We start from the raw sequence: 26,378 nt of genomic DNA on the forward strand, positions 1-26,378 counted from the left end.
GCATTCGTCGGGCCAATATTGCGGCTCGAAAGCAGACCCGGATATGCCCGATGCCGCTCCTTCACGTTGACAATATCACCCGCAGTTTCGGGTCCACCCGCGCGCTTTCCGGCGCCCATTTCTCTATCGAGCGGGGCGAAATCGTCGCGCTGATGGGCGCCAATGGCGCCGGCAAATCGACGCTGGTGAAAATCGTTTCGGGCGTGCTTGCGGCTGACGGCGGCACGATCAGTCTGAATGGCCGGCCCTTCTCACCCAAAACACCATCCGAGGCGGCAAAGGCCGGCGTCGTCACCGTGCACCAGTCGACAGATCTTGTCGGAGCGGCAGGACTGACCGTTGCCGACGCCCTGCTGCTGCATCGCTTTGCGGAGGGCAGCACACCCTTTTTTCTTTCCCGGGCAAGCGTGCGCCGTGAAGCGCTTGCCATGCTCGACGCGGCCGGCTTCTCGCTGCCGCTCGACCGGGATTTCGGCGATCTGACCGCCGCCGACCGTCAGCTCGTTGCGATCGCCCGCGCGCTTGCCGACAAGGCCGAGCTGCTGATCCTCGACGAGCCAACCGCAAGCCTTTCGGCGGAAGAAAGCCGGCGCCTGTTCGACATCCTGCTCACCTTGCGAGCGCAAGGCCTTTCCACCCTCTACATCTCCCATCGGACCGCCGATCTCGAGGCCATCGCAGACCGGGCGCTCGTCATGCGTGGCGGCCGCATCGTCGGCAGCTTCAACCGACCGATCGACTTTTCCAGCGCCATCGAAACGATGATCGGTCGCAGGCTTGAAGCAGCGCGGCCAGACGCCCGCCCGGCCACGGGCTCAGCCATTTTCGAAATGCATGGCATTCGCCTTCTGCCGTCAAGCAAGCCCTTCGACCTGACCCTGCATGAAGGCGAGGTCGTTGCCATCACAGGCGTGCTGGGGGCCGGCAAAAGCCGCCTGTTGTCGTCGATCTTCGGCATTCGAGACATGGCTGACGGCGCGATGCAACTCGATGGCAAGCCCTATCGGCCGAAATCGCCGGCCGAGGCGATTGCTGCAGGCGTCGCTATGGCAGCCGAGGATCGCCATCGCTCCTCGCTGATGCCGGCGGCGTGGCCCGGCAATTCGCTCGCAGCCACCATCAGCCTTCCGCATCTTGCCAAATGGTATCCGAGCGGCCTGCTTTTCGGCGGCCGCGAGCGGCGCGAGGCGGAACAGGCCATTTCCCGGCTCGGCATCAAGGCCGCCGGTCCGCTCGCTTCGATCTGGTCACTGTCGGGCGGCAATCAGCAGAAGACTGTCATCGCCCGCTGGGAGGCGGAGCCAAGCCGGCTGCTGCTGCTCGACGAGCCGTTCCAGGGCGTCGATGTCGGCGCTCGCCACGACATCATCCAGGCAATCCGGGCGCGCACCGACCGCGCGACGCTGATCGCGACATCCGATCCCGAAGAGGCCTACGAGGTCGCCGACCGCATCCTGACAATCGAGCACCACACCTTGCTGCGCGATCTTATCGACGATGCCTCTTCTTCATCCCGACAGGAACTTTCCGCATGACAACCATCGATGAGGAGGCCTTGCCAAAGGCAGGCTCCACCGCACAGAACCACGGCCAGGGTGACCGCGTCCCAGCGCTCGGCAACTTTCTGCGCGCCGGCGCGGTGTTCATCCTGCTCGGACTGATGATGATCGGCTTCACGATCGCGCAACCGGCCTTCGTCAATATCGGCAACCTGATGAGCATCCTCCAGGCCGTATCTGTCGTTGCGATCCTCGGTGCCGGGGTGACGGTGACGCTGGCCGTCGGCGGTTTTGATCTCTCGATCGGAGCGGTCGCCGCCTCCAGCGTCATGGCCGCGAGCTATGCGATGATCGTCTGGCATCTCGATGTTTTCGCCACAGTGCCGCTCGTCCTTGCCTTCGGCGCGGCGGTTGGGTTCGTCAACTCCTTGCTTATCGTGCGGCTTCGCGTCCCCGACCTTCTGGCCACCCTTGCCATGATGTTCCTGCTCTCGGGCCTGCAGCTTATTCCGACGGCCGGCCGGTCGATCTCGGCAGGCCTTGTCCTGCCAGACGGTTCCAAGGCGACCGGCGCCTATGATCCGGCTTTCCTGCTGATCGGCCGCTACAGCCTCTTTGCCACGCTGCCCGTCTCCGTGGTGCTGATGGCCATCGTTGCAGTCGTCCTGTTCGTGTTGACCGAGCGCACTCGCATTGGCCGGCTGCTCTTTGCCACCGGCGGCAACGAGGTGGCGACACGGCTTGCCGGCGCCTCCACCACACGGTTGAAGACGCTCGCCTATGTCATCTCTGGGACCCTGGCATCCCTTGGCGGTATCGTGATCGCGGCCCGTGTGGGCCGCGGCGATGTCTCCTCCGGCGGATCGCTGCTAATGGACTCGGTCGCTGCCGCCCTCATCGGCTTTGCCGTCCTCAACCTGCGCCGACCCAACGTGCTTGGCACCGTCGTCGGTGCCGTCTTTGTCGGCGTGCTGCTCAACGGCCTGACGATGCTGAACGCTCCCTACTACACGCAGGATTTCGTCAAGGGCGCCGTGCTCGTCGGAGCCCTTGCCCTGACCTATGGGCTCGGTCGCAACAGCGATCGCTGAAGCCAGCTTTAGCTTCAGAAAATTTCCTGTGACCGCATGCTTTTGGAATAACGTACCTCTTATACGCCTTAAATCTATATAATTTATAGTCTATCAAATTGAGAGGGTATCGTCATGAATGTAGGACTTGGAGGCGGCTTCGGACGCCGTGAAATCTTGAAACTTGCTGCCGTCGCAAGTGCCACCTTTGCAGGCGCCAGCATGCTGACCGCACCGGCTGCAAGGGCCGACGACGAAGGGCTTTCCCTGAAAGGCAAGCGCATCGCCATCAGCGCTACCGGCACGGACCACTATTTCGATCTGCAGGTCTATAATGCCCAGATCGAAGAGGTGAAGCGGCTCGGCGGCGAACCGATCGCAGTCGATGCCGGCCGCAACGACGGCAAGTTGATCGCCCAGTTGCAGACACTCGTCGCCCAGAAGCCGGATGCGCTGGTACAGATCCTCGGTACGCTCAGCGTGATCGATCCCTGGCTGAAGAAGGCCCGTGACGCTGGCATTCCGGTACTGACCGTCGATGTCGGCTCGACCAATTCAATCAACAACACGACGTCGGACAATTGGGGCATCGGCAAGGACCTCGCCCTGCAGCTCGTTTCCGATATCGGCGGAGAAGGCAATATCGTCGTCTTCAACGGCTTCTACGGTGTCACGCCCTGCGCCATCCGCTACGACCAGCTCGTCAACGTCGTCAAGTATTTCCCGAAGGTGAAGATCCTGCAGCCGGAATTGCGCGACGTCATCCCGAATACGGTCCAGGACGCCTTCACGCAGATCACTGCGATCCTCAACAAATATCCGGACAAGGGCTCGATCAAGGCCGTCTGGTCGGCCTGGGATATTCCGCAGCTCGGCGCAACGCAGGCGATCGCCGCCGCCGGCCGCAACGAAATCCGCACCTATGGCGTCGACGGCAGCCCGGAGGTTCTCCAGCTCGTTGCCGACAAGAATTCGCCGGCTGGCGCCGATGCTGCCCAGCAGCCGGCGGAGATCGGCCGTGTCGCAGTCCGCAACGTTGCCAGGCTGCTCGCCGGCCAGACGCTGCCGCGCGAGACCTACGTACCGGCGCTGCTGGCCAACAAGGAAAACGTCTCCGAGATCATCAAGAAGCTCGGTATCGGCTGATATCAAGGCGGGCCTTGCGGCTGATGCCGCAGGGTCCGCATGTCCCTGGAAAGCGGCATCATGACTGTACCCGTCCCGACGCAAGCGACAGCCGACGATAATGTCATCATTCGCTTCGATCATATCGTCAAGCGCTTCGGCGGCGCCCAGGCACTGGCCAGCGCATCACTCGCCATACGTCGCGGCACCGTCCACGGCCTCGTCGGCCAGAACGGAGCCGGCAAGTCGACGCTGATCAAGCTGCTTGCCGGGCTGCATGTCGCGGACGAAGGTACGATCGAAATCGAAGGCAAAGCCTATGATCGGCTGACACCGCATCTGAACGAAGAGCTCGGCATTCATTTCATCCATCAGGACAGGCTGCTGGTTCCGACATTCACGGTCGGCGAGGCACTGTTTCTCGGCCGCGAGACGCGGCGTGCGGGAACACCCTTCCTTGATCGCCGGGCAATGCAGAAACGCGCCGGCGAGATCCTTGCCAATTATTTTGGGATCACTCTGCCGAAGAACGCCCTTATCGGCGAGCTCTCGACCGCCGAAAAGCAGATCGTCCAGATCACGCGGGCATTGCTCCATCAGCCGAAAGTTCTCGTCTTCGATGAGCCGACCGCTGCATTGGTACGGCGCGAGGCTGAAATCCTCTTCCGCCTGATCCGCCGGCTGCGCGACGAAGGTGTCACGATTATCTACATCTCGCATTATCTCAACGAGATCGAAGAACTCTGCGATCACGTCACCGTACTGCGCAACGGCCGGGATGTGGCCTCGCTGCCGACAAGCGAGACCTCGGCCAAGGCGATCGCCGGTCTGATGATCGAGCGCGACATCGCCGAAATGTTCCCCAAGCGCCGGGTCGAACTCGGCGAAGCGATCCTGAATATCCGGGGGCTTTCGGCACCCAACCGATTTGACGACGTCAGTTTCAGCCTGCGCCGCGGCGAGGTGCTCGGCATCACCGGCCTCCTCGGCTCCGGCGCAAAGGACCTGATCCGCACGCTTTTCGGTCTGGAACAGGCCGCAAGCGGCGAGATTGAAATCGAGGGACGAACAGCATGGCCCGGCGACCCCGCAAAAGCGGTCGACCGCCGGCTTGCGCTTGTTCCCGAGGACCGACGCGGACATGGCGTCGGCCTCGATCTCAGTGTGACCGAAAATATCACCCTTCCGAGCCTCGCCCGTTACAGCCGTTTCGGTTTCCTCAATCGCAAGCGTGAGCGCTCCGACACGGAGGACCTGATCGAGCGGCTGCAGATCAAAACGGCCGGGCGCGATGCGTTGGTCCGCACACTCTCGGGCGGCAATCAGCAGAAGGTGGCGATCGCCAAATGGCTGAGCCGCCAGTCGGAAATCTACCTGCTGGATGAACCGACCGTCGGTGTCGATATCGGCTCAAAGGTCGAAATCTATACGCTGATCGGCGAACTGGCCGCACGTGGGGCCGGCGTTATCGTTCTCTCCTCCGACCTGCCGGAGCTCGTCGGAATTACGGACAGGATCCTGGTATTTTTCCGCGGCCGGCTGATCCGCGAGCTCGATTCCTCGAAAACCACAACGGATGAAGTCCTGTCGATCTCGACCGGCGCTTCGGAAGGATTGCGCCATGTCGGCTGACGTTCATTTCGGGCCTCTTCCCACCGCGTCCACGGACCCCGTGTCGCAAGCCAGGGGCGCAGCGGCGGTCGCGGTGCTCCGCTTCGGCTCGCTGCTTGCCTTCGCGGCCATCCTTGTCGTGTTCTCTTTGACGGCGCCTTATTTTCTGTCTGTCGGCAATATCGGCAATGTTCTCGGCCAGTCCGCCATTTCCGGTATATTGGCGATCGGACTGACAGTCGTGCTGATCGCCGGAGGCTCGAATGTGGTCACCGGCGGCATCGACCTGTCGTTGGCGGCCAATATGGGCCTGAGCGCTGCAGTCTATGCGACCCTGATCCAGCTTGGCTATGGTGACGCAACAGCGGCGGCGGCGGCTTTGCTGACCGGTGTTGCGATCGGCGCGGTCAACGCTGTCGCCATCGTACTCGCGGGAATCGTCCCGCTGCTAGCAACGCTCGCAGTGATGAATGTTGTCGCCGGCCTCGAACTTGTCCTGACGCAGAACACCGTCGTGCCTGCGTCGACCGATTTTCTGACGGCTGTTTCGGCCTCCGATAGTTTCGGCATCCCCATTCTCGCCTACGTGCTGCTCGGCTTCACTGCAATTGCCGCGGCGATCGTGCAATATACGCCGATCGGGCTCAGGCTTTATGCCGTCGGCGAGTTTCCGGACGCGGCACGCGCCGCCGGCCTGCCGCTCAAGCGGCTGCTTGCCGGCGCGTTCATCGCCAGCGGGCTCTGCGGCGGTTTTGCCGGCATTCTCTCGGTCTCCTATCTCAGCGGCAGCACGACCGGTTCGGGCGAGGCGCTGCTGCCTGTCGTCGTCATTGCACTGCTCGGCTCGGTCTTTTCGCGGCGGCTGGTGCCGACCATTCCGGGAACGCTGATATCGGCGCTGTTCATCGGCTTCCTCACCAACGGCTTCCAGCTCCTGAACCTGCCGAGCACGCTCGTCAGCGGCGTGCAGGGGCTTCTCATCCTGATCGTCGTGTCGGCCACGACATTGTTGCGCAAGCGGGAGATCTGATATGTCCGCCTCAACTTCAGCCGGACGCTCGCTCGCCGGCCTCGCACGCTTTGGCCTGATCATAGCGCTGATCGTGGTTTTCTCTGTCTTCTCCGTCCTCGCGCCCACCTTCCTGACACCCGGTAACCTGCAGAGCATTCTCGTCAACAATTTCACGCTGCTTGCCATCGTCTCGATCGCCATGACCTTCGCGGTCTCCGCAGGCGGCATCGATCTCTCGGTCGGCACGGCCGTCGATTTTGCAAGCTTTGCCTTCGTCTCCTTCGTTCTGGCGGGCCAGCCGGTGCCGCTCGCGCTCATCGCCGGGCTTGCAGCCGGCGCGCTGGTCGGCGCGTTCAACGCTGTCCTCGTATCCGTGATCGGCGTCGCACCGTTTCTCGCGACACTCGGCACCCTCTTTATCGGCCGCAGCGTCCAGCAATTGCTGACCAATGGCGGCAACCCGGTTTATCTTCCGCCCTCGGGAGTGCCGGAAGCCTTTCGCTTTCTCGGCCATGGCACGATTGCCAACGTTCCGGTGCCATTGGTGATCGCTGCCATCGTCATCGCGGGCGCAGCCGCAGTCTTCGCTCGGACCCGTTTCGGGCGCGTAGTCGTCTCGATCGGCATCCAGCCGAGCGTCGTGCGCTATTCCGGCATCGGTCTCGGCGCGCCTGTTGCCGCCACCTTCATTCTCGCTGGGCTGATTGCCGCCGTTGCCGGTCTCATCCTGACGGCGACGGTAACCGTCTACATCCCCTCCTCCGGCAATGCGTTCCTGCTGAACGCCATCGGCGCCACCTTCATCGGCACGACGCTATCGCCGCTCGGCCGGCCCAATGTGCTTGGCACCGTTCTCGGCGTCCTGCTCCTCAGCATCGTCGCCAACGGCCTGCTGCTGACCGGCCTGAACTTCTACTGGCAGCAGGTCGGCACCGGCACGCTCATCTTTGCCGTGCTCGCCCTCAGCTTCATCAACAGAAAAACCGTCGGCGCCTGAAGCGCACCTCGCCGACAACGCAGGAAGAATGACATGACCCGTGAAATCAGGCTCAACGCCTTCGACATGAATTGCGTCGGACACCAGTCGCCGGGGCTCTGGCGACATCCGCGCGACAAATCCTGGACCTACAAGGATCTCGATTATTGGGTGCATCTGGCAAAGACGCTGGAGCGCGGCAAGTTCGACGGTCTCTTCATCGCCGACGTGCTCGGCGTCTATGACGTCTTGAACGGCAATGTCGATGCAGCGCTTCGCCATTCGGCGCAGGTGCCGGTCAACGATCCGCTGCAGCTCATCCCGACCATGGCGTATGAGACCGAACATCTCGGCTTTGGCCTGACAGCTTCGCTCTCTTTCGAACACCCTTATACTTTTGCCCGGCGCATCTCCACGCTCGATCATCTGACCAAGGGTCGCGTCGGCTGGAATATCGTCACCTCCTATCTGAACAGCGGTGCGCTCAATATCGGCCAGGCCGCGCAGACCAACCATGACGACCGCTACGACCTCGCCGACGAATATCTCGAGGTCTGCTACAAGCTCTGGGAGGGAAGCTGGGAGGACGATGCCGTCGTGCGCGACCGCGAAACCGGCATTTTCACCCATCCGGAAAAGGTCCATCCGATCAATCATTCGGGCAAATATTTCAACGTTCCCGGCATTCACCTGAGCGAGCCCTCGCCACAGCGCACGCCGGTGCTCTACCAGGCCGGCGCCTCGAGCCGCGGCAAGGATTTTGCCGGCGCGCATGCCGAATGCATCTTTGTTGCGGCGCCCTCCAAGCCGGTTTTGAAGCGCTACGTCGCCAATGTCCGCCAGGCGGCCGAGCGGCTCGGACGCAATCCGCGCGAAATCCTCGCCTTCAACCTGCAGACCGTCGTCCTCGGCGAGACCGATGCCGAGGCACAGCGCAAGTTCAACGAATATCGCCAATACGCCTCCTTCGAGGGTGCGCTGACGCTGATATCAGGCTGGACAGGTATCGATTTCGGCCAGTTCGGTCCGGATGAGATTCTGCGCCATCGCTATACGAATGCCGTCCAATCGGCTGTCGAAACCTTCACGACCATTGATCCGGATAAGGAATGGACCGTACGCGAAATGGCCGATTGGGTGGGCATCGGCGGCTTCGGCCCAGTCTTCGTCGGCTCACCGTCGACAGTCGCCGATCTGATGCAGGAATGGGTCGAGGAAACCGACGTCGATGGTTTCAACCTCGCCTATGCGGTGACGCCCGAGAGCTTCGAAGACACCGTCAACCTGTTGGTGCCTGAACTGCAGAAGCGCGGCATCTACAAGACCGAATACCGGCAGGGTACGCTGCGCGAAAAGCTTGGTGGCGCGGGACCGCGGCTGGTTGCGCCGCATCCGGGAGCGTCCTATCGCAACCTCGGCATTGACGCGCCGCGGCTCGTTGTTGGCAACCGCTGAAAAATAATGGCTGGGTGACAAAAAATATCTCGCCTGGCCATCCTGTTCGAATTTAATTCCTGTCACAATTAACGTTTCAACTCGAATATAGATCATTGAATTTCTTGGATATCAGGAGCGGGCATGACTATTGCAGATATCTCTCGGCGCGGCCTGCTGAAGGGCACGGCGTTGCTTCTCGGAACGACAGCGTTGTCGCGTATTGCGCTGGCGCAGGACGTGCCGGCCGGCGGGCGCCTGATCGTTGCAGCCGATTCCGAGCCGAAGAACCTCAACCCGGCAATCGTCGCCTCGAACGGGGTCTTCTTTATCGCTAGCAAGGTGATCGAGCCGCTCGCGGAGGCTTCCTACGAAGGCTCGGACGGTCTTGCGCCGCGTCTCGCCACGTCCTGGGAAGGCTCAGCCGACGGGCTCTCCGTCACCTTCAAGCTGCGCGACAACGCCACCTGGCATGACGGCAAGCCATTCACCTCGGCCGACGTCGCCTTCTCGGCGCTCAACGTCTGGAAACCGCTCCAGAACCTCGGTCGCCTGGTCTTCGCCAATCTGCAAGCAGTCGATACACCCGACGATCACACGGCGATCTTCCGTTTCGCGAAGCCGACGCCCTTCCAGCTCATCCGCAATGCGCTTCCAGCCGTCACCAGCGTCGTTCCCAAGCATATTTTTGAAGGTACCGATATCGCCAAGAACCCGGCCAACAATACGCTTGTCGGCACCGGCCCGTTCAAGTTCGCCGAATACAAGCCCGGCGAATATTACCGGCTGACGCGTAACGAGAATTACTGGCAGAAGGGCGAGCCGAAGCTCAACGAAATTGTCTACCGCGTGCTGCCTGATCGTGAATCGGCCGGCGCCGCACTGGAGGCCGAGGAAATCCATCTCGCCGCCTTCTCAGCCGTGCCGCTTGCCGATCTCGACCGTATCTCCAAAGTTGACGGCATCAAGGTGATCTCCAAGGGCTATGAGGCGCTCACCTATCAGCTCGTCGTCGAGATCAATCATCGCCGCAAGGAGCTCTCCGATCTTCGGGTGCGTCAGGCGATTGCCCACGCGATCGACAAGAAATTCGTCGTCGATACGATCTTCCTCGGCTATGCGACGGAATCCACCGGCCCTGTTCCGAAGAATTCGAAAGAGTTCTACACGGCCGATGTCGCCAACTATAATTTCGACGTGAAGGCGGCAAACGAGCTGCTGGACCAGGGCGGCTATACCAAGGGCTCCGACGGCAATCGATTCCAGCTCAAGCTGCGGCCGGCACCCTATTTCAACGAGACGCGCCAGTTCGGCGATTATCTGCGCCAGGCGCTCGCAGCCGTCGGCATCGATGCGGTCATCGTCAATGCCGATGCCGCCGCACATCAGAAGGCTGTCTATACCGACCACGACTTCGATATCGCCGTCGGTCCGCCGGTCTTCCGTGGCGATCCGGCCATCTCGACTACCATTCTCGTCCAGTCCGGAACGCCTGATGGCGTGCCCTTCTCAAACCAGGGCGGCTATGTCAGCGCCGAGCTCGACAAGATCATCGCGCAAGCAGCAGTGACCGTGGACACCGCCGCGCGCACCGACCTCTATTACAAGTTCCAGCAGCTTGTGGTGGCCGAACTGCCTTTGATCAATGTCGCCGAATGGGGGTTCATCACGGTTGCCCGCGATACGGTGCTGAACGTTTCGGACAATCCGCGATGGGCAGTTTCGAACTGGGGCGATACCGCGCTGCAGTCGTGATAGGGTCGAAGGCGCAATTGCGGCAGAGGCCTCATCCGGCGTGAAACGTGCACTTCTCCTCCTGAGACGCAGGATCATCAGCAGCATCCCGGTGCTGCTGATCGTCGTGATCTTCACATTCTTCCTGCTGGAATCCGCCTCCGGTGACGCCGTCGATGCCTATCTCGGCTCGATCGGCGGCGGCGATGCCGCACTCATCAAATCGCTGCGGGAAAGCTACGGCCTGGACCAATCGGTCTTTTCCCGCCTCTGGCTCTATCTGTCGTCGCTCGTTCGCCTCGATCTTGGCTGGTCGGTGGCTTTCAACCGACCAGTACGGGATCTGATCGCCGAGCGGCTACCGAACACGCTGCTCCTGATGGGAAGTGCTACGGTGCTTTCCTTCGGCCTCGGTTCGGCGCTCGGCATCGTCGCCGGCGCAAAGCCGGGCAGCCTGCGCGATCGTCTCCTCTCGATCGGCTCGCTGATCATCTATGCCATACCGAGCTTCTGGCTGGGGCTGGTGCTCAGCATCCTCTTTTCGGTCAAGTTGCGCTGGCTGCCGATTGCCGGCATCGAGACCATCGCCTCCGGCAAATCAGGACTCTCGCAGGTGCTGGATATAGCGGAGCATCTTGTCCTGCCGGTCGGCGCGCTCGCCTTCATCTATCTCGCATTGTTTCTGCGCGTCATGCGCTCTGGCATGGCGGAAGCCTGGAAGCTCGATTTCGTGCTCTTCGCCCGGGCCAAGGGCCTGTCGCGCAGCCGCATCGTGCTTCGTCATGTCGCGCGCAATGCGCTGCTGCCGCTCGTCACCATGCTCGGACTGCAGTCCGCTGCCATGCTAGGCGGCAGTGTCGTCATCGAAAGTGTCTTTGCCATTCCGGGCTTCGGCAGGCTGGCGCAGGAGGCGGTCAACGGCCGGGATGCGCCGCTGCTGATGGGCATCATCGTCACGAGCGCCGTCCTGGTCATTTGTGTCAATTTTGTCGTCGATCTGGCCTACGCCGCCCTCGATCCGCGTATCGGCGCGTCGGAGGGCCGGGCATGACCCTGCTGCGCCGTCTCATTCGAACCTCTGAAGGTACAATCGGGCTTGCCATCCTGGCAGCCCTTCTCGTCGCCGGCTTGCTGGCTCCGGTCCTGTCGCCAGGAGATCCGCTGCGGATTGCCGGGCGGGCGATGCTCACACCATTCGCCGACATGAGCCTGCCGCTCGGAACCGACAGACTGGGGCGCGACGTCCTGGCAGGCCTGCTCTACGGTGCGCGGACTTCATTGGCCGTCGGCATTGCAGCAGCTTTTTCCGCCATGGTGCTCGGGCTCCTTGTGGGCATGGCCGCGGGTTTTGCCGGCGGTGTCATCGACGAGGCGCTCATGCGTATTGTCGATGCTTTCCAGATCGTTCCGGGCTTCCTGCTGGCGCTTGCCTTCGTCAGCGTCATCGGGGTTTCAACGCCTGTCGTCGTCTTTGCCATTGCGCTCGGAGCCTGGGCCGACCCTGCGCGGCTGGCTCGAGCGCAGGTCCTGTCCATCCGCGAACGGGATTATGTGGCTGCTGCACGCGTGATCGGCATGCATCCGGCCGAGATCGCCTTCAAGGAAATCCTGCCGAATGCCCTGCCGCCGGTGCTGGCGCTGTCGGCCACAATCGTTGCCGGCGCAATCCTCACGGAAGCGGCACTTTCCTTCCTCGGTCTCGGCAATCCCAACCTTGCCACCTGGGGCTCGATGATCGCCGAAGGCCGCAGCGTGCTGCGCTCGGCCGCCTATCTTTCTGTGCTGCCCGGTCTGGCGTTGGCGATCACGGTGCTTGGCGTTCACCTTTTCAGCGAGGGCCTGACCAAGGCGCTCGACAGTGGCGGAGAGCCGCGATGACCGCTCTCTTCTGCTGCGTGAAAGGGCTTTCGGTCCATTATGAACGGGAGGCAGCGCTGATTTCCATCGACCTCGATCTCATCGAGGGCGAGAGGCTGGCAATCATTGGCGAAAGCGGGTCCGGCAAAAGTACGTTTGCGCGGGCGCTCGCCGGCCTTCTGCCGGTACAGGCAAGGATCGAAGGCAACATAATCTGGCCGGCGCTCGGCCATGCTCCGCTTCCCGGCCATGATTTCGGTTTTGTTTTTCAGGACCCCGGCACCAGTCTCAATCCAGTGCTGACGATCGGCGAGCAGGTTGCGGAGGGTGCCCGACGACACCTCGGCCTCGGCTGGCGGCAAGCCTATGCACGTGCCGAGGAACTGCTGGAGCGCGTAAGCCTACCACAGCCGACAAACATCATGCGCGCGTTCCCGCACCAGCTCTCGGGTGGCCAGCGGCAGCGCGTGGCGATTGCGGCAGCGATTGCAGCCAGACCCGCCCTGCTCATCGCCGATGAGGCGACCAGTGCGCTCGATGTCGTGGTGCAGGCCGAGATCGTCGGACTTCTCGACAGCCTGGTGCGCGAGGAGGGCATGACGCTTCTCTTCATCACACATGATATCGCGCTCGCTTCCGGCTTCGTTGATCGCGTCGCCGTCTTCCGCGGTGGAGCGTTGCTGGAGGCCGGCCCCGCCCGGTCGGTGCTGTCATCGCCAGCTGATAGCTATACGGCTGCCCTGATCGCCAGTCATCGCGATCTCTCCACGCCGCCACTGATTGCCGAGGTAGTGTCGTGACCGGGCTTCTGACCGTAACTGCACTTTCCAAGGCCTACTCCAGTTCCGGTCGGCAGGTTGCGGCCCTCGACACTGTTTCGCTGACAATCGCAGCCGGCGAAACCCTGGGGCTGGTTGGAGCATCCGGCAGTGGAAAATCAACCCTGTCGCGCGTCCTTCTGCGCCTGCTGGAACCTGATTCCGGCTCCATCAGCTTCGAGGGACAGGACTGGCTTGCGCTACACGGAGCCGAGCTGCGACGCAGGCGGGCGCGCATGCAAATGGTGTTTCAGGATCCACTCGCAGCCTTCAACCCATTGTCGTCCGTCGCCTCCGTTCTCGACGATCCGCTGCGGATCCACGCCATTGCGGACAGGAAGCAACGGCCGGCGGAAATCACCGCCCTGCTGGAACGCGTCGGCCTGCCTGCAACCCTCGCTTCCCGCCCGGTTCGCACGCTGTCGGGCGGTCAACGACAGCGCGTTGCTATTGCCCGCGCTATCGCGACGCGGCCTTCACTGTTGGTGCTGGATGAAGCCGTTTCCGCGCTCGACGTGACGGTCCGTGGCCACATTCTCGAATTGCTGGTCGAACTGCAACGCGAGCATGGCCTTGCCTATCTCTTCATATCCCATGACCTTGCGGTCGTGCGCGCGATCTCGCATCGCATCGCGGTCATGGATTCCGGCCGGATCGTCGAGGAAGGGCTGGCGGCAGATGTCGTCAATGCGCCGCGATCCGATTCGGCGCGCCGGCTCGTCGCGGCGGTGCCACGCCTTGTAACCGAACCCGTTTGATGGAGCTGACCATGACCGAAGTCGCCTGGAACCCGCTCTATGGTGCGCCGGTCTATCCGGCTGAACGCTACGCCGCCCTCACTCGCCGCATCGGCGGGATCCTGAAGACGAACAACGACGTCCTGCTGGTGCAGGCCGAGGCCGTGGTCGCGCTCGAAGCTGTTGCAACCAGCCTTGCCAGACCTGGCCTCTCTGTACTCAACATCGTCACCAGCCCTTATGGCAACTGGTTTGGACAATGGCTGCGACGGGGCGGCACTCACGTCGTCGATATCGTCGCTCGCCCCGGCCTGCCGATCGAGCTCGACGCGATCACAGTCGCGCTCGATATCAACCCCAATGTCAGCGTAATGGCGCTTGTCCACGCAGAATCGGCAAGCGGCATCCTCAATCCATTGCCGGAGATCATCGCTCTCGCAAAGGCGCGAAGCATTGTAACGATAGTCGATGCGGTTGCCTCCGTCGGCGGTCACTCGCTCGATGTCGATGCGTTGGGTATCGATATCGCCGTGATCGGTCCACAGAAAGCACTGGGCGGGCCGGTAGGCGTTTCCGCGCTGTCGGTCAGCCGGCATGCCTGGGAACTGATGCTTCATGACGGCGCACCGCGGGATTCCATCCTGTCGCTGGCCGACCTGAAGGCCTGGGTGGATGCCGGCCGTGGCGTGCTGCCAGGAACGCCGGCACCGTTGGAATTCTTTGCGCTGGAAGCCTGCCTCGACCAGGTCGAGGCCGAAGGGCTGGCGCAGATCATTGCCCGCCATGAGAAAGCCGCTTCGGCGAGCCGAGCCGGCCTGACAGCGCTGGGCACGAGCCTTTGGGTGCCGGCCGGACAGGGATCGAGCCTCGTGACGACGGTCTCGCTGCCGTCAGGACTTGGATCTGCCTCTGTGATCGCCTTTGCCGCAGGATTAGGCGTCGAACTGACGCCCGGTGTCGGCGCGGGCTTGTCTCACCTCATGCGTATCAACCACACAGGCGTGCGGGCAAGCTTTCCGACTGTGCTTGCAAATGTCGTGGCTTATGGCGCTGCACTTCGGCAGGCCGGCATCCCGGCGAATATCGGCGCCGCTTCGGAAGCTGTCACGAAGAGCTATGGCGGCTGATTGCTCCTCAGTACCAGGAGTTCGGCGTTGGCTGCCAGAAGAACAGTTCTTCCTCCCGCAGGCTGCGCAGACGGCTTTCGGCATCCCCTCCCGCAGCGCGGCCAGGGGTTTCGAGCGCCATGTGGTCACGGCCCCGGAGAAGCTTCGCTAGGAAAGTTTTGAATGCTGCAAACATACGTCACCTCCTGGAAAACCGAGCCTGGATTCTCGCACGGATCGCCGGCGCAGAAAATATTGTCTACAAAATTAGTATTCTAATTTGCGCTGTTACGCTGCATGCGGACACCATCGGAAGACCGACTCACGAAAAAGACCATGTTCGGTGCAAGAGAAGCGGTTGCCGGGAGATCGGGCTTAATCTGCCGCAGGCCCTTGAGAATCGGACCTTTCCGATGCACGAAGAGGCAGAAACGAACAGGCCGAGGATGATGGAATGGCGGACGCACGCGGGCTTCATATAGTGTTCGAGAACCATGTGACCCTGCTGAAATGGCACCGGCTGCGCCGGCGCATGGCAGACCCGTTGTTTTCGGCAGAAGTGATGGCAGACGGCTTCAAGGCCGGCGCCTCGATGGAGCTTGATCTGAGAGTGCGCGCCGATGGCGGTTTCGTCGTGCTGCATGACAGGGAGCTGGAAGGCGAGACTTCGGGGCACGGCATCATTGCCCAAAAGAGCCTTACCGATCTACGCGACCTGCGTATGAAGGACGGCAATCGTCCGATCCTCACCAGCGAGGATCTGGCAGCCATGTTGCAATCGGCCCATCCGGACGCATTGCTGCAGTTCGACATGAAGGACGATTACGAGGTGATCGGCGAAAAGGGCATCGCCCATCTTGCTGAACACCTGCAGCAGATTTCCGCCTCCGTTATCGTCAGTGCCGGAAGTCTGGAGCTGATGCTGGCCGTCAAGGAGAAGCTGCCGCATCTGCGCCGCGGGATCGATCCCACCGACAAGCTCGGCAATATCTACAAGGCCGAAGGCTGGAAAGCGGTCGAAAAAGAATTGCTCGCCGATCTGCGTGGGCCAACGGAGCCAGAAACAATCTACCTTTACTGGCCGATGCTGCTCGATGCGGCACAGGCTGGCCTCGATATGATCGCGCTCTGCCACGACGAAGCCAAGCGGGTCGACGCATGGACCTTCACGCTGAAGGATCCCGACGGCGGCTTCAGCGATACGGAATGGACGAACTTCTCGGCCCTCGTCGCCTTGAAGCCGGATCAGATCACCACAGACGAAGCCCCGGCAACCGAACGGGCGTGGTTGAAGCGCATGGCGGTCTAGAGAGCCAGACCTTCGAACTCGAGGAGGAAGGCGAACTCTTCTGCCAGTCCAGGTGAATGGGCGATAACAGGACCGCCGTCCTCCAGCAGCATGGCGACAGGCGGAATGGCGACCTTCGCACCAGCCTCCGCGGCGATCAGCGCGCCGGCCAGCATGTCCCAGGCATTCAGATGCCGTTCGTAGAAGAGGTCGGAAACACCTTCCGCCACGCGTACGAGATCGACTGCAGCCGCACCCATCCGGCGATAATCCATTCCACGTTCGTAGAGCCGCTTGGAAAGCGCCGCATAGTCATCGAAGCTCGTCTTGCGCGAATGGCCGAGCACAACGATCGCATTGGCGGGATCGGTCGTCGGAGCGGCGTGGATCGGCTGGCCTTCCTTGAGGGCGCCGCGGCCGCGGATCGCGGAGAAAACCTGATCGTTGGCCGCGTCGTAGACCACGCCGATCTCTACCTTGCCACCAACAACGAAGGCGATTGAAACACCCCAATGGCGGAAACCACGGATATAGTTGGTCGTGCCGTCGATGGGATCGACGACCCAGGTGCCGGCAGAGCCGGATTTGCCGCCGGTTTCCTCGCCCATGAATGTGTCATCGGGAAAGCGCGCCAGCAGCCCTTCGCGGATAGCCTGTTCTGCCTGTCTGTCTGCGACGGTAACGAAATCCTGCAAGCCCTTGTTTTCGACATGCAACGCGCCGGGGTTTCCTTCACGCCTGAAGCGCGCAGCCTCGCGTCCAACCTTGCGAGCCACGTCGATTGCGACCTCCGCCCGCGCGGTCAGAGCGGAGGTATCGAATGCGGATTTCATCAAGCAGTCCTTCTTTTTATCAGCGTCACGGGGGTAAATTCGACGCGGGCGGTCATATCCGGTTCGGCCATCCTGCTCATCAGCAGATCGACGGTCTGTTCGGCCTGCAAATCGCACGGCTGGCGGATGGTCGTAAGGTCATAGGCCGACCAGCCGGCCTGCGGAATGTCATCGTGGCCGACGACGCGGAATGGCGGCTGGTCCTCACGACCAAGCCCCTTCATGACGCTGTCGATCACACCGCAGGCCATATAGTCGTTGGCGCAGAACAGGCCGTCGATACCGAGCGACAGAAGGTCGGCGGCTGCGTCATAGCCACTCCGATAATCGTTGATTTTCAATTCGATCATACGCGGCTCGAGGCCAGCCTGCCGACAGGTGGTCATGAAGGCTTCACTGCGCCGTCGCGCCGTATAGGAGATAGCGGGTGCGGCCATGACCGCCGGCGCCCTGACGCCGCTTTCCAGCAAATGCGTCGCGGCAAGGTGGCCAGCCATCCGGTCATCGGAGATGATGCGGTCGACGAACGGGATATCGTCGCCCTTGTTGATAAGGACGATCGGCACACCTTCGGCGGCACATTGCTCGCAAATCTCCGTCGGCGGCGCATCCGACGTGACGATAACGCCTGAGACTGCATAATGCAGAAGCTGGCCGATGACCGTTGAGGTGTCTGCTTCCTTCGACGTCGGCAACAGGATCGGGCGGAAATTGCGGGCGATCAATACACGCGCCAGATGCTCGATCTGCATCGTGCGGAACGGATTGTCGAGGCCTGCGGCAACGAGACCAACGAGATCGGAGCGCTTGTTGGTAAGGCTGCGGGCAAGATAATTTACCCGATAGCCGAGTTCCTTGGCCGCCTGATAGACCTTCTCGCGAGTCTTCGGCGAAACGCTTGCGTCCGGCGTGAAGGCGCGCGAAACGGCAGCGCGTGAGACGCCTGCCACACGCGCCACATCAAAGGACGTGACCTTTCTCGGTCCCTTGTTATCCCTGTCGGCCATGCTTCTCGTCCCTGGCGGCCGGGCGCATCAGATCGGGCAGATCCGTACAGATGCCGAGCACCGGAAGCTTCATGATGTCCGCCAGGATGGCCGGCCGCTCCTCGTGCCAGAGCACGATCTCGCGGCCTTCGCCGAAGGCTCTCTGCGTCAGCTCATCGGTAACCAGGTCCTGCGGCCGTTCGCCGGCCCTTTCCCAGCAGAGGTGCAGAATATCTGCGCCTGCCTCGTCGCCAGCCGCATGCGGGTCATGGCCGACGCGGATCAGGACAGAGAGAGGATAGTCGCAGCCGGCTTCGCGGAGTTCGCGCACCTGTGCGGCGTCGAAGGAACCGAGACAGGCGAAGCGCTGGTTCTTTTCCTTGAGATGCTTCCAGCACAAAGGTCCCGTGCCCGGCGCCTTGAGCTCGATGTAAAGGCCGGTATTGGTCCGCCGACCGAGGGCCGCGACCGCCTCGAAAGTCGGAACGTTGACACCTTCGAGGGTGGCAAGCTCGGCAGCCGTCATCTCCGAAATGCGCCTGTCGATGCCGAAGACACGTTCGAGGTGATCGTCGTGGGAGACCACGACCACGCCATCCTTGGTGAGCTGGGTATCGAGCTCCCACATTTCCGCGCCGAGTTCGGCGGCACGCTGGAAGGCTTCCAGTGTATTTTCCCGCTCATGGCCGCTGGCACCGCGATGGCCGATACAGAATGGCAGGCTTCCCTTGTTTGACGGCCAGCCATAGCGCTCGAAGAAAGACGAGAAATCACGCATCGCTCAAAGCCTCCGGCCTTCCTCGTCGAAAACGAAAACGCCTCGGCTATCGATTGCCCATTTCACCTCATCGCCGACAGTGATGTCATTGCGCACAGGCTGAATGGAACGTAGCAGCGAACCGCCGGCAAGCCGGACGTCGTAGAGGTTCTCGCGACCCTGCGTTTCGGCGAAAGTGACCTTACCTGGAACGGCGACATCGCCGGCCGGGCTGAAATGTTCGGGGCGCACGCCGAGCGTCAGCTTGGTGCCCTCCGCAGCCTTGACCGATACCGGCACACGGATTTCGCTCTCCGGCATAGCGAAAGCGCCGTCCTTCATGACGCCGCGCAGGAAGGTGATCGGCGGATTGCCGAGGAAGCCGGCGACAAAGGAGGTGCGCGGGTCGTGATACATTTCGGAGGGTGTGGCGATCTGCACGATCTCGCCTTCCTTCATGATCGCGATGCGGTCGCACATGCTCATCGCTTCCACCTGATCATGGGTCACAAGAACGGCGGTGATACCAGTCTCGCGCTGGATGCGGCGGATTTCCGAGCGCATTTCGAGGCGAAGCTTTGCGTCGAGATTGGCAAGAGGTTCGTCGAGCAGCAGGACATCCGGCTTGCGGATGAGCGCACGGGCGAGCGCCACACGCTGCTGCTGGCCGCCGGAAAGCTGTGCCGGCCGGCGCTCCATCAGATTGCCGATCTGCACGAGGCCGGAAATGCGCTCGACCTCCTTGCGGATCTCAGATCCGTTGACACCCTTGACCTTCAAGGGAAAGCCGATGTTCTCGGCAACCGTCATATGCGGATAGAGCGCATAGGACTGGAAGACGACGCCAACATTGCGCATCTGACTCGGCAGGTTGGTGACGTCACGATCGCCGAAGAGAATACGGCCGCCAGTCGGGCGATGGATGCCGCAGATGGCAAAAAGCGTCGTCGACTTGCCGCAGCCCGAGGGTCCGAGCAGCGCCAGCATTTCGCCGCTGCCCACTTGGAGCGTCATGTTCTCGATGACCTTGGTGGAGCCGAAGCTCTTCGAAAAATTGTCGAGGAGGATACGCATCAGCCTTTGCTCCCGCCGCCGTAGATGTTCATGAGATATTTGTGGAAGAGTGCGTAGGCGATCAGAACCGGGATGACGTAGAAGACGCCGACCGCCTTGAACATGTTGAAATCATAATTGTTATCGTCACCGAGGAAGCCGGCGAGATAGACCGAGAGCACCTGCACCTGATTGCCCGGGGCGAGGACCTGCGGCAGGATGAATTCGCCCCAGCCCGACAGGAACGAGAAGAGGCCGAGCGCCATGATACCCGGGCCGACCTGCGGCAGAACGAGGCTGCGCCAGACACGGAAGCGCGAAGCGCCGTCGACGACACCAGCCATCTCGATTTCCCAGGGAACGGTGTCGTAAAAGCCCTTCATCAGCCAGATGCCAAGCGGCAGGTCGATCGCGGCCTTGACCAAGATGACGCCGATCAGGGAATTATAAAGGCCGATCATCTGCAGCACGATGAAGATGGCAATGATGAGCGTCACCGACGGGAAGGCGTGCAGCACCATGACACCGGCAAGGAAGAAGCCGCGTGCAGGTACATTGAGCCGCGAGAGCACATAGCCTGCCATCGACGAGACGATGACGACCACGCTGGTCGTGGAACTGGCGAAAAGCAGCGTATTGAGCGTGACGATCCAGATGTTCGGTTTGCCTTCGGTCGTCTGCCACAGGAAGCGCCAGTGCTCGATGGTGAAGCTGGAGGGTATGAGCGAACCGGCCTCTTTCACCGTTACCGTGTCGATGAAGAAATAGGCGTACATCAAAAGCAGCGGCAGGCTGACGACGGCGAGCACGGCAATAACCGGCCAACTGCTGAAATTCGCGGAAGGTTGCGCTTTTTCGGCCATGGGTTAGTCCTCGATCAGCGGCTTGGAGACAAGCGTGCCGTAGTTGAAGATGCGCAGATAGATCAGCGACAATGTCACGCCGATGACCACAAGCACGAGGGCCATGGCAGCACCGAGACCGTATTCCAGGTTGCCGGCGTAGTTGCTGAGCGCCGTATGATAGGCGGCGAGCGCCCAGATCTCAGTCGCCCTGCCGGGTCCGCCGTTCGTCGAAAGCAGGATTTCGTTGAAGGAGGCAAGCAGCGAGAGGGTCTGGTAGCAGGTGACGAAGAGGATCGGCCAGCGCATCTGCGGCAGGATGATGTAGCGGATCTGCTGCCAGCGCGACGCGCCGTCGACCTCGCTCGCATAGAACTGGCTCTTCGGAATGGCCTTCATCGCAGAGGAGAAAACCAGCATGCCCATGGAGGCGCCGATGAAGCCGTTGATCATGACAACGAAGATCCAGGCGTTATAGGCGTTGTCGAGCAGGTAATTCTTGGGTGGGTAGCCGAAATTGCCCATCAGCGTGGAAATGAAGCCCGTGTCCCAGGCAAGCCACTTCCAAAGCATGACATAGATGACGACAGGCGTGATACGCGGCAACAGCCATACGCCACGGAAGAAGGAAGCCGGTGCCGCTGGCATATAATGCGTCCAGATGGCAAGCAGCAGTGCATAACCAACGTTGAAGATCGTCAGCACCAGCGCGACATAGAGCACGGTGTTGAGAAGAACGCGGGCCATATCCGGCGATGAGGCCATGCGTGAGAAATTGTCTGACGTCCAGATCCAGCCGGTATAGGTGGCCTTGGCGACAGCCTCCTTCTGCTCCGGCGTCAGCTTGAAGCCGAGCGCATCGAGGGCGGAAAAGAGCTGATCCTTGCTGTCGAAACGCGCGTTGACGACCGAGCGGTTGAACTGGTCGGAGATCTGCTTGACCTCGCGCGTCGAGGGGCGCTCGTTCAGGTCCTTGATCATGCGCTCGATCTCGCGGCGCGAAGGAAAGACCTCGTTCATATGCTTTTCACGCAGCTCCGAGACGATGCCGGCGGAGAGATTGAGGCCTTCGAGGGCCTTAAGGCCTGCCTCGTCGATCGTGTAGCGCGGCTCGCCGAGCTGATCGGCAATATCGGGCATGGTCGATTTGAGCGTGATCAGCGAATTCGGCGCGACTTGATAGACGCCACCGGAAATGCCGGTCGCCGTCGTCATGTTCGTCATCGAGAAGACGGCCGTCAGAACGACCGGCAGCAGGAAGAACAGAAGGATCATGATCGCTGCAGGTGTGATCATCACCAGCCCAAGCGTTCTGGACGATTTCATGGAAGTCCCCTCATGGACGACGCTCCGGAAGGCGGTGTTTAACCACCGCCTTCCGGCAGAGTGCGTCGATCTTAGCGGATGACGATCTTGTCGCCGAGCGTGCTCTTCAGCTCGCTCTCGGCATCGTTGACGGCGGCGTCGACAGTCTTGGCGCCGGTCCAGGATGCTTCAAGGTTCTTCCACATGATGTTCCAGTAGGTGCCGAAATCGGAATTGTTCGGCATCGCGTTGGCGTGGGGCAGCAGTCGCTCCGTCGCCTCGCGGGCCCAGCGATTGGCGGCGTAGAAATCAACGGCCGATTCGGACTTGGAGACACCGAGATGCGCCGATTTGATAGCGTGCAGCGCATTGGTGCGCGGCTCCGAAGCGATCGTGATCAGCTGGGCTGCGATCTGCGTGTCCTCGTCGCTATGACCCGATGTCAGCAGGTAAACGAGAGGGTGCGTCAGCGTGTTGGCCTTGCCGCCTTCGCCAGCCGGAATCAGCGTGAAGGCGATGTTGCCGAAGAAGTCTTTCAGGCCTTCCTGGTTGACCATGCGGGCATAGTGCCAGGTGCCGGCGTCCCAGATGCCGGCCTTGCCGCTGGAGACTTCCTTCCACCACTGGTCGCCCGGCATGCCGATGTGGTTCTTCTTGGTGACGCCGGAAGCAACGGCATCAGCAAAGAACTGGTACGTGCGCTTCATCGCAGCCTTGTCGAAAACGAGCTTGCCGTTCTCTTCCATGACGCCGCCGAAGGAGGTGTAGAACTGCCAGTAGTCAGGACCGTTGCTGGTGCGCGGATAGAAGCCGTAACCGGGCTGTACGAGGCCCTTGTCCTGCATCTTCTTGGCGTCTTCGAGCAGGTTCTTCATCGTGTACTTGCCGTCCTGGACGTTCTGCGGCAGCGCGTCGAGGTCAGCATCGCTGTAGCCGATCGCCTTCATATGCGGCTTCCAGAACAGCATCGGGCGGGATTCAGCATCCTGCGGGATGCCGTAGACCGAGCCATTGTAGGAGGCGATCTGCATCAGGTTTTCATAGATGTCGTTGAGCGGCCAGGAGTCGAGATCGACATAGTCCTCGATCGGAACGATGAGGCCGGCCTGCGACCAGGGAGCGATGTCTTCATGGCCGCTGACGACGATGTTCGGAGCCTTCTTGGCTTCGGCAGCAAGCGTCAGCGCCTGCTTGAAGTCGTCCCAACCCGAATAAGGGGTCTTTTCGACGATGATCTTCAGATCTTCGCCCTTCAGCGCAGCTTCGCGCTGAAGCTGCTGAGCAGCGATCTCGATGGCATCGAGGCGGTAAACGTCGTTCGGACCGGTACCGCCGGCCCAGACGCTGATGTGAACGTCCTTGGCAAGTGCAAATGCGGAAGTCGAGGCCAGGATTGCGGCCGCAATGGTGAGGGATTTCAGTGTCGGCAAAATGGTCATCTTCTTCATCTCCCTGGAAGAACAGTGTGAGGCCTCTTGACGGGTCATCACTGGTGTTGATGGCCGTTCCAATCGCCCCACGAAAACGTGGCATGTCCCGCTCTAGGGGGCGAACGTAACGACCAAATGACAAAATTGAGCACGTGTGCAAAATTATTATGACGATGTTCTGGGCGCGGTCAATTGCCGATGAAAAGACCCAGTCAGTTGCCGGTGGAAATCACGATCAGACGGCGGCGGAGCGCCGTCCCAGGCTGGCGATAGGCCCCACATCCGAACGAGTGCCCTTGCCTGCTCATCCCCGATCGGCTAATGATTGCGTCGGAGTTCATCAACAATGGAGGCGTGCAATGACAGATATTTCTTCGTCCCGCGCCTCTTTGGCATAGGTCCTCGAAGCTCCAAACTCGGCCAAGTCCGAAACTTTCAAGCTTCACCATCCAGAGATGGCGTCTTTTTCGCGCGCAGCGTCCGATTACGGCAACGTCCGCTCGGCATTGCGCTATGCATACTCAGCTTGAAAGAGGGCGGTTCAGACTTCTGGCCGCAGATCATCATTATGACCACTCAACACGCCGGCGACAGCCTGGCGGCATCCATGCGCGAGCTTTGCTCGCGATTCAGCTTCAGGGAAATTCTGCTCGCAACCATCATAGCCCGATGGAGGCGTCAGCGCATGGCAAACAGCACCAGCAGTCTGCCTGCATGGTTGCGCCATGACCTTGCCCTGTTCGATGACTAGAGGGCCCCGCGACGCATATGCCGGGGGCTGTCCGGCAGGGATGGTAGCATTCCTGCCGGTATCCCGGACGTTATGGCGATCAGATCGCGGCCCAGAGATCGAGAAGCATCTGGCGGAGCAGGAGCGCTTCCGCCCACCGATCGGTACTGTCGTTACCGTCTCGGCCGGAAATCGCATAGGGCTTCGGACCCAGCTCGCAGGTAAAGACGAGTTCCGCGTCTGAAGCGGCGCGACCACGCCAATCGCGCATGCCGTGGTCCCACCATTGCAGGAAGAGCTCGACCCAGGGCCGGTGGTGCGGAAACGAGATTTCGATCTGCACCTGCTCGCGCGATGCGACCCGGCCATGAAAGGCGTGAGCATTGCGGAGAATGCGGTGGATCATGGCATGGTTCTCGGCATCGACAGGAAAGGCGAACTCGCGGGCGACCATGAAGTGCGAGAGATCGGCAAGCAGCGGCAGATCCGGCCGCGTGTCCAGGAGATCCAGCGTGAATAAGAGGTCCGTCGTCATCCGGTCGCGGTGGGTCTCTATGAAGACGGGAATGCGGGCTTCCTCGGAAAGCCGCATCCAGCCATCGAGGATCGGCAGGCAGTCTTCGACCCGCCGCAGGCGGATATCGGGCTGCAGGTTGATATGGTTGACGGGAAACTCCGAAGCCAGTTCGAGCGGCAGGCGCAGATCCTCGACGGTGCGAGGGAAGCAGACAGCTTCGATCTTCAGCCCGGTGCCGCGGATCGCGTCATTCAGCGTGACGACATCGGCCCGGTTGGTATAGTGGGCGCTTATGCCATCGAAACCAGCCTCGATGATCATCGCGATATTCTCGCTGAGGCTGCGCTCGTACCCGTCGGTGTGCCGGCGCTCCATGGCCCAGAGTGACTGGAAGATCAGCAGTCTCTGCATCACGCCGCCTTCTCCCTTTTCAGAAGGGCCTTTAGGTTCAGGCCGGGATCGGCAAGTGCGGCCGGATCAGGATGGATACCAGCTGCAATCAGCATTTCTGCGAGCTTGATATCCCTGGCCAGGGAATTGCCGATACCGAGGCCGGCTGCGGCCACAAGGCGCCCATCGTCCAGATAGAATTCGAGCTCGTTATCGCCGAGCGAACGGATCACGCGCTCGTGCGTCGGCTGCGGCAGCCCCACCACCTGCAGGCCGAGGTCATACTGATCGGACCAGAACCAGGGGATCGCGGTAAAAGGCTCAGCGATTCCGATCATGTTGCGCGCAGCAGTTTCTGCCTGCGCTCTTGCATTCCGCCAGCTCTCGAACCGGGTATGAATTCCGCCCTGCTGGCTCACCGCCGCACAATCACCCGCTGCAAAGATATCAGGTGCGCTGGTGTGAAGATGGCGATCGGTCAGGATACCGTTCCCGATCGCCAGTCCGGCTTGCTCAGCGAGTGTAATTTCCGGCGTGACACCGATAGCACTGACGACCAGATCGGCGCGCACCAAGCTTCCATCACTCAGCAGAACGCCATCGTCATCGATGGCGACAACGCCCCGGTCGAGGTGGAAAATGACGCCTTCCGAGCTGTGCCTGGCATGAAGCTTGTCGGCAAAGCGCGGCGGGACCGCGCGTCCCAGCGGCTTGGGTGCCGCTTCGATGACGCTGACCGCGATATCTTTTCCGCGAAGGGCGGAGGCGAGCTCCATGCCGATCAGGCCGCCGCCGATAATGGCAACGCTACGCGTGATCCCCGCCTTGGAGAATATTGCTTCGGCATCGGCATGAGTGCGAAAATCGAGCGCACGCCCGGCACCCGGACAGCCAAGCCTTCTTGGGCGCGCGCCGGTGGCGAGTAACAGCTTTTCATAGGTCAGGACCTGCCCGTTGTCCAAGGTGACTGCAGCAGCATCGGCATCCAATTCCGAGACCGACACGCCCCGGAGATATTCGATCTGGGCTGCAGCTAGCGCATCTTCCGCGCAGATCAGCTTCATCTGGACGGCGCCATCCATCGGTTTCGACAAGGGCGGCCGTTCGTAAGGCAGATGCGGCTCGGCACCAAGCAGGGTTATCGATCCGGAATATCCGGTCTCGCGCAGGGCGAACGCCGCGCGTGTTCCGCATTCTCCTGCGCCGATGATGACAATGCCGCTCATAAAGCTCTCCATGAAAGGAGGCCGGCGCTCGTGAGGAAGAGA

The 26,378-nt window shown here is 61.4% G+C and carries 24 protein-coding genes; 14 read left to right on the forward strand and 10 right to left on the reverse strand.

Annotated elements, in window-relative coordinates; translation table 11 throughout:
• Window positions 1–50: 50 nt before the first annotated feature.
• The 13 genes from FHX06_RS19145 to FHX06_RS19205 all read left to right on the forward strand — a co-directional run bounded on the left by FHX06_RS19145 (window position 51) and on the right by FHX06_RS19205 (window position 15,000).
• Window positions 51–1,535, forward strand: a complete 1,485-nt coding sequence (locus tag FHX06_RS19145) for a sugar ABC transporter ATP-binding protein (protein WP_113212319.1) — start codon at window positions 51–53, stop codon at window positions 1,533–1,535.
• The gene (locus FHX06_RS19150; RefSeq protein WP_113212318.1) at window positions 1,532–2,590 is read left to right on the forward strand and encodes an ABC transporter permease; all 1,059 of its coding nucleotides are present in this window, start codon (window positions 1,532–1,534) and stop codon (window positions 2,588–2,590) included. The genes FHX06_RS19145 and FHX06_RS19150 overlap by 4 nt, the downstream gene beginning before the upstream one ends.
• Before the next feature lie 114 nt (window positions 2,591–2,704).
• Window positions 2,705–3,715, forward strand: a complete 1,011-nt coding sequence (locus FHX06_RS19155) for a sugar ABC transporter substrate-binding protein (protein ID WP_113212317.1) — start codon at window positions 2,705–2,707, stop codon at window positions 3,713–3,715.
• Between the two features lie 60 nt (window positions 3,716–3,775).
• Entirely contained in the window at window positions 3,776–5,326 is a 1,551-nt protein-coding gene (locus FHX06_RS19160; protein WP_183880472.1) for a sugar ABC transporter ATP-binding protein, read from the forward strand.
• Entirely contained in the window at window positions 5,316–6,335 is a 1,020-nt protein-coding gene (locus FHX06_RS19165) for an ABC transporter permease (protein WP_113212316.1), read from the forward strand. The genes FHX06_RS19160 and FHX06_RS19165 overlap by 11 nt, the downstream gene beginning before the upstream one ends.
• A gap of 1 nt (window position 6,336) precedes the next feature.
• Window positions 6,337–7,314, forward strand: coding sequence for an ABC transporter permease (locus FHX06_RS19170; RefSeq protein WP_113212315.1), 978 nt, complete (start codon window positions 6,337–6,339; stop codon window positions 7,312–7,314).
• A 33-nt stretch (window positions 7,315–7,347) separates the two neighbouring features.
• Complete coding sequence (locus FHX06_RS19175; RefSeq protein ID WP_113212314.1) at window positions 7,348–8,748, forward strand: LLM class flavin-dependent oxidoreductase; 1,401 nt, start codon at window positions 7,348–7,350, stop codon at window positions 8,746–8,748.
• 123 nt (window positions 8,749–8,871) lie between these two features.
• Window positions 8,872–10,482, forward strand: a complete 1,611-nt coding sequence (locus tag FHX06_RS19180; RefSeq protein ID WP_113212313.1) for an ABC transporter substrate-binding protein — start codon at window positions 8,872–8,874, stop codon at window positions 10,480–10,482.
• A 40-nt stretch (window positions 10,483–10,522) separates the two neighbouring features.
• The gene (locus FHX06_RS19185) at window positions 10,523–11,512 is read left to right on the forward strand and encodes an ABC transporter permease (RefSeq protein WP_113212312.1); all 990 of its coding nucleotides are present in this window, start codon (window positions 10,523–10,525) and stop codon (window positions 11,510–11,512) included.
• Window positions 11,509–12,339 (forward strand): ABC transporter permease, encoded by an 831-nt coding sequence (locus tag FHX06_RS19190; RefSeq protein WP_183880474.1) that lies wholly within the window; start codon window positions 11,509–11,511, stop codon window positions 12,337–12,339. Before FHX06_RS19185 ends, FHX06_RS19190 begins: the two co-directional genes overlap by 4 nt.
• Window positions 12,336–13,118 carry an ABC transporter ATP-binding protein gene (locus FHX06_RS19195; RefSeq protein ID WP_183880476.1) on the forward strand — a complete coding sequence of 261 codons (783 nt, stop codon included), beginning with the start codon at window positions 12,336–12,338 and terminating at the stop codon, window positions 13,116–13,118. The genes FHX06_RS19190 and FHX06_RS19195 overlap by 4 nt, the downstream gene beginning before the upstream one ends.
• Window positions 13,115–13,894 (forward strand): ABC transporter ATP-binding protein, encoded by a 780-nt coding sequence (locus tag FHX06_RS19200; protein WP_183880478.1) that lies wholly within the window; start codon window positions 13,115–13,117, stop codon window positions 13,892–13,894. The genes FHX06_RS19195 and FHX06_RS19200 overlap by 4 nt, the downstream gene beginning before the upstream one ends.
• Before the next feature lie 11 nt (window positions 13,895–13,905).
• Entirely contained in the window at window positions 13,906–15,000 is a 1,095-nt protein-coding gene (locus FHX06_RS19205) for a pyridoxal-phosphate-dependent aminotransferase family protein (protein WP_183880480.1), read from the forward strand.
• A gap of 7 nt (window positions 15,001–15,007) precedes the next feature.
• Here FHX06_RS19205 and FHX06_RS19210 read toward each other — a convergent pair whose 3' ends face one another.
• Entirely contained in the window at window positions 15,008–15,175 is a 168-nt protein-coding gene (locus FHX06_RS19210; protein ID WP_162738729.1) for a hypothetical protein, read from the reverse strand.
• Window positions 15,176–15,433: 258 nt separating this feature from the next.
• On the opposite strand from FHX06_RS19210, the gene FHX06_RS19215 reads away from it, so the two are divergent.
• Entirely contained in the window at window positions 15,434–16,288 is an 855-nt protein-coding gene (locus tag FHX06_RS19215) for a glycerophosphodiester phosphodiesterase (RefSeq protein ID WP_113212308.1), read from the forward strand.
• Here the strand turns inward: FHX06_RS19215 and FHX06_RS19220 are convergent.
• From FHX06_RS19220 to FHX06_RS19260, 9 genes are all read right to left on the reverse strand, one after another.
• Window positions 16,285–17,100 carry an inositol monophosphatase family protein gene (locus FHX06_RS19220; RefSeq protein ID WP_113116436.1) on the reverse strand — a complete coding sequence of 272 codons (816 nt, stop codon included), beginning with the start codon at window positions 17,098–17,100 and terminating at the stop codon, window positions 16,285–16,287. The two genes, FHX06_RS19215 and FHX06_RS19220, sit on opposite strands and share 4 nt — an antisense overlap.
• On the reverse strand, window positions 17,100–18,107 hold the full coding sequence (locus tag FHX06_RS19225; protein ID WP_113212307.1) for a LacI family DNA-binding transcriptional regulator: 1,008 nt from the start codon (window positions 18,105–18,107) through the stop codon (window positions 17,100–17,102). The genes FHX06_RS19220 and FHX06_RS19225 overlap by 1 nt, the downstream gene beginning before the upstream one ends.
• Complete coding sequence (locus tag FHX06_RS19230; RefSeq protein ID WP_113212306.1) at window positions 18,091–18,864, reverse strand: glycerophosphodiester phosphodiesterase; 774 nt, start codon at window positions 18,862–18,864, stop codon at window positions 18,091–18,093. Before FHX06_RS19230 ends, FHX06_RS19225 begins: the two co-directional genes overlap by 17 nt.
• Window positions 18,865–18,867: 3 nt before the next feature.
• Window positions 18,868–19,917: an ABC transporter ATP-binding protein gene (locus FHX06_RS19235; protein WP_112972373.1), complete on the reverse strand. Its 1,050-nt coding sequence runs from the start codon at window positions 19,915–19,917 to the stop codon at window positions 18,868–18,870.
• Window positions 19,917–20,759 carry a carbohydrate ABC transporter permease gene (locus tag FHX06_RS19240; protein ID WP_112542468.1) on the reverse strand — a complete coding sequence of 281 codons (843 nt, stop codon included), beginning with the start codon at window positions 20,757–20,759 and terminating at the stop codon, window positions 19,917–19,919. Before FHX06_RS19240 ends, FHX06_RS19235 begins: the two co-directional genes overlap by 1 nt.
• Window positions 20,760–20,762: 3 nt before the next feature.
• Window positions 20,763–22,064 (reverse strand): carbohydrate ABC transporter permease, encoded by a 1,302-nt coding sequence (locus FHX06_RS19245; RefSeq protein WP_113212305.1) that lies wholly within the window; start codon window positions 22,062–22,064, stop codon window positions 20,763–20,765.
• A gap of 71 nt (window positions 22,065–22,135) precedes the next feature.
• Window positions 22,136–23,482, reverse strand: coding sequence for an extracellular solute-binding protein (locus FHX06_RS19250; protein WP_112542470.1), 1,347 nt, complete (start codon window positions 23,480–23,482; stop codon window positions 22,136–22,138).
• 821 nt (window positions 23,483–24,303) lie between these two features.
• Window positions 24,304–25,131, reverse strand: coding sequence for a sugar phosphate isomerase/epimerase (locus FHX06_RS19255; protein WP_183880685.1), 828 nt, complete (start codon window positions 25,129–25,131; stop codon window positions 24,304–24,306).
• Window positions 25,131–26,336, reverse strand: a complete 1,206-nt coding sequence (locus FHX06_RS19260) for an NAD(P)/FAD-dependent oxidoreductase (RefSeq protein ID WP_113212302.1) — start codon at window positions 26,334–26,336, stop codon at window positions 25,131–25,133. The genes FHX06_RS19255 and FHX06_RS19260 overlap by 1 nt, the downstream gene beginning before the upstream one ends.
• Window positions 26,337–26,378: the final 42 nt, after the last annotated feature.

Origin of the sequence: Rhizobium sp. BK512 (assembly GCF_014194915.1) — a bacterium.
GTDB lineage: Bacteria > Pseudomonadota > Alphaproteobacteria > Rhizobiales > Rhizobiaceae > Rhizobium.